Below are 6,586 nucleotides of genomic sequence, written 5' to 3'. Positions count from 1 at the left end.
GCGCGGGGGCACGGGCGGCGGGGCAAAGGCGGCAGGCCAGAGCGTGATAGTCTTTGCCCTAATGAAAATTCATCATCAATTTATTATAGCTATCAATTCATTGAAATAATTAAATTGGATTAATTGATAGTGGAAATTTATCATTCTTTCCATGGCGGTCACGACGACCCCGCAACCAGGAGAGATTGAATGCTGCAAAACCGCGAAGGCCAACGTGTCCCCAACGTAACGTTCCCCGTCCGCGAGGGCAACAACTGGAAAAAGGTCACGACCGACGACCTCTTCAAGAACAAGACCGTCGTGGTTTTCTCGCTTCCCGGCGCCTTTACCCCCACCTGCTCGTCCACGCACCTGCCGCGCTACAACGAACTGGCTCCCGCCTTCTTCGAGGCCGGCGTGGACAGCATCGTCTGCGTGTCGGTGAACGACAGCTTCGTGATGAACGAATGGGCCAAGGACCAGGAGTCGGCCAACATCACGCTGCTGCCCGACGGCAACGGCGAATTCACCGAGGGTATGGGCATGCTGGTCGACAAGCGCGACCTGGGCTTCGGCAAGCGCAGCTGGCGCTATTCCATGCTCGTGAAAGACGGTGTGATCGAGAAGATGTTCATCGAGCCCGAGCAAGAAGGCGACCCGTTCGAGGTGTCGGACGCCGATACCATGCTGGCGTACTTCGCGCCCTCGGCCAAAAAGCCCGACCAGGTGGTGGTGTTCTCCAAGCCCGGCTGCCCGTTCTGCGTGGAAGCCAAGGCGCTGCTGGTGGACAAGGGCTATGCGCCCATCGAGATTCCGCTCGAGCACAAGGTCCGCGGCCGCGTCATCGGCGCGGTTTCGGGCAAGGGCACCGCTCCCCAGGTCTTCATCAACGGCTCGCTGATCGGCGGCCTGGACGACCTGAAGGCCCACTTCGCCTGATGCCGGAACGGGGAGGGCGAGCGCCCTCCCGGGGGCCGGGCATTCGCCGCCCGGCCTGTTTCCGGATTTCCCTTTTTGCGCCCCTTGCTCCGGCCGCGCGCGGCCGGCGGGGGAGTCTGCGCCTTCGAAAGGGGCGCAAAGCGGGAAATCCGCCGGCCTTCCCACGCACCCGAAACATTACGGAATCCCAGCCATGAAAACCCTGCATACCGACATCGCCGTCATCGGCGCCGGCACCGCCGGCCTGGCCGCCTACCGCGCCGCCCGCGCGGCCGGCAAGCGCGCGCTGCTGATCGAAGGCGGCCCCTATGGCACCACCTGCGCGCGCGTGGGATGCATGCCGTCCAAACTGCTGATCGCGGCCGCCGAGGCCGCGCACCAGGCCGCGCACGCTGAAGCCTTTGGCGTGCACGTGTCCGGCGACATCGCGGTCGACGGCGCCGAAGTCATGGCGCGCGTCAAGCGCGAGCGCGACCGCTTCGTGGGCTTCGTGCTGGAAGGCGTGGAGAACATTCCCGCGCAGGACAAGCTGCGCGGTTATGCGCGTTTCGTGTCCGACACCGTGCTGCGGGTGGACGACCACACCGAAGTGCACGCCTCGCGGGTGGTCATCGCCACCGGCTCGCGTCCCTCGGTGCCGCCGCCGCTGCGCGATCTGGGCGACCGCCTGGTGCTCAACGACGACGTGTTCGAATGGAACGACCTGCCGGCCCGCGTGGCCGTGTTCGGCCCGGGCGTGATCGGCCTGGAGCTCGGCCAGGCGCTGGCGCGCCTGGGCGTGGACGTGCGGGTCTTCGGCGTGAGCGGCAGCCTGGGCGGCATCAGCGACCCGGCGGTGCGCCAGAGCGCGCGGCGGATTTTCCAGCGCGAGTTCTATCTCGACCCGGACGCCCGCGTGCTGGATACGCGCCGCGTGGGCGACGAGGTGGAAGTGCGCTATGTGGCGCTGGACAACAGCGAACGCACCGAGCGTTTCGACTATGCGCTGGTGGCCACCGGCCGCCGCCCCAACGTGGACGGCCTGGGACTGGAGCACACGACCCTCGCGCTGAACGCGCAGGGCGTGCCGGCGTTCGACCGCGACACCCTGCAGGCCGGCGACTCGCCCATCTTCATCGCGGGCGACGCCAACGCCGACGCGCCGCTGCTGCACGAGGCGGCCGACGAGGGCCGCATCGCGGGCGAGAACGCGGCGCGCTTTCCGGACGTGCGCAAGGGGCTGCGGCGCGCGCCGCTGGCGGTGGTGTTCTCGGACCCGCAAATCGCCGTGGCCGGCGCGGCCCATGCGCGGCTGGCGCCGGGCACTTTCGTGACCGGCGAAGTGGATTTCGGCGACCAGGGGCGCTCCCGCGTCATGCTCAAGAACCGCGGCCTGCTGCACGTATATGCCGATATCGCCACCGGCCGCTTCCTGGGCGCCGAAATGATCGGTCCCAGCGCCGAGCACATCGGCCATCTGCTGGCCTGGGCGGTCCAGCAGGAGCTTACCGTGGCGCGCATGCTGGAAATGCCCTTCTACCATCCCGTCGTGGAAGAGGGGCTGCGCACCGCCCTGCGCGACGCGGCGGGCAAGCTGGCGCAGGCGCGCGCGGCATTGCGGGAAGAGGAAGAGACGCCCGCCTGACGCGAGCCCGGGCCCGCGCGAGGCTGGCCGCGGCCCCGGCGGGCTCCGCTAGTTTTCGCGGTACTGCAGCGTGAACCCGGCGCGCTCGTCCTGCGCCAGTTCGCGCGCCAGCCAGGGCATGGCGGGCTTGAGCGCGTCGTGCAGCGTCCAGGGCGGGTTGACGAGGAACATGCCGCTGCCGTGCAGGCCATGGCCGTCGATGGCCGCCTTCTTGACGGTCAGCGTGGCGTGCAGCCAGCTCTTGACCTTGAGGTTCTCGAGGTGGCGGGCCAGCTCGCCCGCCTCGCGGCGCTGCACCAGCGGATACCAGACCAGGCAGGTGCCGGTGGCGAAGCGCTTCAGGCATTCCTTGACGGTGTTCAGCGCGCGGCGGTAGTCGTGCTTGTCTTCATACGACGGGTCGATTAGCACCATGCCGCGCCGCGTCGGCGGCGGAAGCAGGGCCTTGACGCCCTCGAAGCCGTCTTCGCCGTAGATCGTGGTCTGGCGCTGGGCCTGGCGGTCGAGGTGGTCCAGGTTGGCGGCCAGCGCGTCGATCTCGGTGGGGTGCATTTCGAACAGCCGCAGGCGGTCCGAGGGCCGCAGCGTGTCCAGCGCGAGCCAGGGCGAGCCCGGGTAGATGCGCAGCCGGCCGTCGATGTTGTAGCTGCGCACCCGGGCCACGTATTCGGCCAGGATGGGGGGCAGGTCGTCGCGGTCCCAGAGGCGCGCGATGCCGGTGGCGGCCTCGGCCGTCTTGGCGGCCCAGGCGCAGTCCAGGCTGTACAGGCCCGCGCCGGCGTGCGTGTCCACCACCCAGTAGGGAGCGTCCTTGCGGTTGAAGTAGTCCAGCGTGTGGACCAGGATGGCGTGCTTGAGCACGTCGGCATGGTTGCCGGCATGGAAAGCGTGGCGGTAACTGAACACGGGCGGCCTCAGGCGGCCGGCCGGATGGCGGCCAGCTCGTCGGTGAAAATGCCGTCCACGCCCCAGTCGAGCAGCAGGCGGGCGCGCTCGGGGTCGTTGACGGTCCAGGCGGCGATGCGGTAGCCGGCCGCATGCACGGCGTCCACCAGCTCGCGCGTGGCGTCTTTCTGATTGATGTTCAGCGCCACGCACTGGTATTTGCGCAGGCGTTCCAGCCAATCGGCCGGCACCTTTTCCACGAGCAGCGCGCGCGGCAGCTCGGGCGCGGTTTCCAGCGCGGCCTGCAGGGCCGGCTCGGCAAAGGACGAGAGCAGGGGCGCCACGGGGGCGTTCTTCCAGAGCTCGCGGGCGGCGCGGGCGACGGCCGCGCCCGTCTCGGCCTCGCGGCCGGGGCAGGGCTTGATCTCGACGTTGCTGGCGATGCCGTTGGCCAGCGTATAGCGCGCCACGGCGGCAAACGTGGGCAGCGGCTCGCCGGCGTAGGCGGGCGAGTGCCAGCTGCCGAAATCGAGCTGCGCGAGCTCGGCGTAGGTCTTGGCGGCCGCGGGACCATGGCCGTTGGAGGTGCGGTCCACGTCGTCATCGTGCATGAGCACCAGCACGTTGTCGCGGCTCAGTTTCACGTCGTATTCGAACATGGTGAATCCGTGCCCGGCCCCCACGCGCATGGCGGCCAGGGTGTTCTCGGGAGCCAGGCGGCCGCCGCCGCGGTGGGCGATGTAGCGGGAGTACGGCCAGGAAGGTAGTTGTGCGCTCATGATGGTGCGAAGCAGGGGGGCGGAACGGGGCCGCCGCCGGGGTGTCGACAGGGGTAGGGCGAGTGCCGCCGCGCCGATCGCGGCGGCAGGCTTGCAAGGATACTCCTACTTGGGGCGCGGCCAGGGCTTTCCCCGGGGAATTCCGGCCTTGCACGCCCCGGAGTAGTGCTAGAATCCCCCGGCTGACCCGGTCTATCCGGTATGGGAACAGGGCGAATCGCGTTCGCCTTTTTTTATGCGTTTTTCGCGCGGTGCGGCCATGGCGGTGCAAGGCGGTACGAAACCGCCATCGCTGCCGCGCGCGGCAACAGGGATTCCATGTTCGAGTTTATTCGCAGCCATCGGCGCTGGATGCAGTTGATTCTGCTGCTTCTGATCGTGCCGTCCTTCTTCCTGGTCGGAATTCAGGGCTATGAGAGCTTCATGCGCCGCGAGCCCGAACTGGCTACGGTCAACGGCCAGCCGGTCACGCGCGCCGAATTCGATATGGCGCACCGCAACCAGCTGGAGCAGTTCCGCCAGCGTCTGGGCGCGCAGTTCGATCCGGCGCTCATCGACACGCCCGAGATGCGCGAGGCGCTGCTCAACCAGCTCATCGACCAGCGCCTGCTGGCCAACGTCGCCGTGGACAACCGCTTCTCGGTGTCCGATGCCACGCTGCGCAACACCATCGCGGCGATTCCCGAAGTGCAGGACAACGGCCGTTTCTCGGCCGAGCGCTACCGCCAGGTGCTGGCCGCCCAGGGCCTGACCCCCACCACCTACGAAGCCGGCCTGCGCCGCGAGCTCGCCGTGGGCCGCGTGCTGGAGCCCGTGGCCCAGTCGGCGCGCGCGCCCGGCGCCGTGGTGACGTTCATCGAGAACGCCCTCACCCAGCAGCGCACCGTGCAGCTGCGCACCTTCCACGCCGCCGATTACCGCTCGCAGGTCACCGTCACGCCCGAGGACATCCAGGCATGGTACGAGGCCAACAAGCAGCAGCTCGAAGTGCCCGAGCAGGTCCAGGTGCAGTACCTGGTGCTCGACGAGGCGGCGGCCACCCAGGGCGTGCAGGTCAAGGACGAAGACCTGGCCTCGTACTACGAACAGAACAAGGCGCGCTTCGGCGCTCCCGAGCGCCGCCGCGCCAGCCACATCATGATCACGCTGCCGGCCGGGGCTTCGGCCGATGCGCGCAAGGCCGCGCAGGAAAAGGCCGAGAAGCTGGCGCGCGAGGCCGCAGCCGATCCCTCCCGCTTCGCCGAACTGGCGCGCGCCAATTCGCAGGACGCCGGCTCGGCCGGCAAGGGCGGCGACCTGGGCTGGCTCGCGCCCGACTCGATCGGCGGTCCCCTGGGCAAGGCCATCTTCGCCCAGAAGCAGGACCAGGTCTCGGGCGTGATCGAAACCCCCAGCGCGCTGCACATCGTGAAGGTCACCGAGATCCAGCCGGCCTCCATCAAGCCGCTGGCCGAGGTCAAGGACCAGATCAAGGCCGAAGTGGTCAAGCAGCTTGCCTCCGAGCGCTTCGCGGACATGGCCAGCCAGCTCAACAAGCAGGTCTACGACCAACGCGACAGCCTGCAGCCGGCGGCCGACGCGGTGGGGCTCAAGCTGCGCACCGCTTCGGGCGTGACGCGCACCGGCCTGCTGCCGGCCAGCCAGGCGGGCCCGGGCGCCGCGGCCGGCGGCCCCGACGCCGAGCTGCTCGACAACCCGCGCGTGCGCCAGGTGCTGTTCTCGCCCGACGTACTGCGCGAGAAGCAGAACTCCGGCGTGATCGAACTCTCGCCGTCCACGATGCTCGCCGTGCGCGTGGCGGCGGTGGAGCCGGCCCACGTTCCGCCGCTGGCCAAGGTCAGCGACATCATTCGCGCCAGGCTGCTGGACGAGCGTTCCGCCGAGGCCGCCAGGAAGGCCGGCGAAGCCGCGCTGCAGGCCGACCAGGCCGACCCGGCCGCGGTTCCCGAGGGTTTCGAGCCCGCGCTCACCGTTTCGCGCCAGGATCCCAAGACCCTGGCCCGCCCGGTGCTGGAGGCCGCCATGCGCCTGCCCGCCGACAAACTGCCGGCCTATGCCGGCGTGCAGGCCGGCGCCGACTACACGGTGGTGCGCGTGGAGAAGGTCGAGGCGGGCGCCGTCGAAGCGTCCGATCGCGATCGCCTCGCGCAGCAGCTCTCCGGCGCCTGGGGCCAGGCCGAAAGCGAGGCCGTGGTCCGCATGCTGCGCGAGCAGTACAAGGTGCAGGTGCTGCCCTCCGCCGCGGGAGCCATCAAGGGCGACCAGCCCACCCAGGGCTGACGCGCCGGCGGCAGCGCCGCCCGAAACAGACAGGCCCGCCTCGCGCGGGCCTGTCTGTTTCGGGCGGCTGTTGCTGGAGGACCGGCCCGTTGCGGGGCGC

General features: G+C 69.2%; 5 protein-coding genes. 3 read left to right on the top strand and 2 right to left on the bottom strand.

Annotated features, from left to right (window positions below; all coding sequences use genetic code 11):
* Nucleotides 1–189: 189 nt before the first annotated feature.
* Both AD428_RS21165 and AD428_RS21160 read left to right on the top strand, forming a co-directional pair.
* Nucleotides 190–918: a glutathione peroxidase gene (locus tag AD428_RS21165; protein WP_053246489.1), complete on the top strand. Its 729-nt coding sequence runs from the start codon at nucleotides 190–192 to the stop codon at nucleotides 916–918.
* A 193-nt stretch (nucleotides 919–1,111) separates the two neighbouring features.
* A complete protein-coding gene (locus tag AD428_RS21160; RefSeq protein ID WP_053246488.1) occupies nucleotides 1,112–2,542 on the top strand; it encodes a dihydrolipoyl dehydrogenase in 1,431 nt (476 codons plus the stop codon).
* A 48-nt stretch (nucleotides 2,543–2,590) separates the two neighbouring features.
* Here the strand turns inward: AD428_RS21160 and AD428_RS21155 are convergent, their stop codons facing one another.
* Together AD428_RS21155 and ugpQ are read right to left on the bottom strand one after the other, a co-directional pair.
* Complete coding sequence (locus tag AD428_RS21155; protein ID WP_053246487.1) at nucleotides 2,591–3,448, bottom strand: 23S rRNA (adenine(2030)-N(6))-methyltransferase RlmJ; 858 nt, start codon at nucleotides 3,446–3,448, stop codon at nucleotides 2,591–2,593.
* A gap of 8 nt (nucleotides 3,449–3,456) precedes the next feature.
* Nucleotides 3,457–4,206 carry a glycerophosphodiester phosphodiesterase gene (gene ugpQ, locus AD428_RS21150; protein ID WP_053246486.1) on the bottom strand — a complete coding sequence of 250 codons (750 nt, stop codon included), beginning with the start codon at nucleotides 4,204–4,206 and terminating at the stop codon, nucleotides 3,457–3,459.
* Nucleotides 4,207–4,524: 318 nt separating this feature from the next.
* Between ugpQ and AD428_RS21145 the strand changes: the two genes are divergently transcribed.
* Complete coding sequence (locus AD428_RS21145) at nucleotides 4,525–6,486, top strand: SurA N-terminal domain-containing protein (RefSeq protein ID WP_053246485.1); 1,962 nt, start codon at nucleotides 4,525–4,527, stop codon at nucleotides 6,484–6,486.
* The last annotated feature ends 100 nt before the right edge of the window (nucleotides 6,487–6,586 follow it).

Source organism: Achromobacter sp. DMS1 (assembly GCF_001270295.1).
Note: the sequence above shows the minus strand (reverse complement) of the source record. Positions and strands in the feature narration are given on the sequence as shown.

Coding starts and splice junctions, on each gene's coding strand:
- AD428_RS21165 (WP_053246489.1), top strand. CDS start 190: ATGCTGCAAAACCGCGAAGGCCAACGTGTCCCCAACGTAACGTTCCCC.
- AD428_RS21160 (WP_053246488.1), top strand. CDS start 1,112: ATGAAAACCCTGCATACCGACATCGCCGTCATCGGCGCCGGCACCGCC.
- ugpQ (WP_053246486.1), bottom strand. CDS start 4,206: ATGAGCGCACAACTACCTTCCTGGCCGTACTCCCGCTACATCGCCCAC.
- AD428_RS21145 (WP_053246485.1), top strand. CDS start 4,525: ATGTTCGAGTTTATTCGCAGCCATCGGCGCTGGATGCAGTTGATTCTG.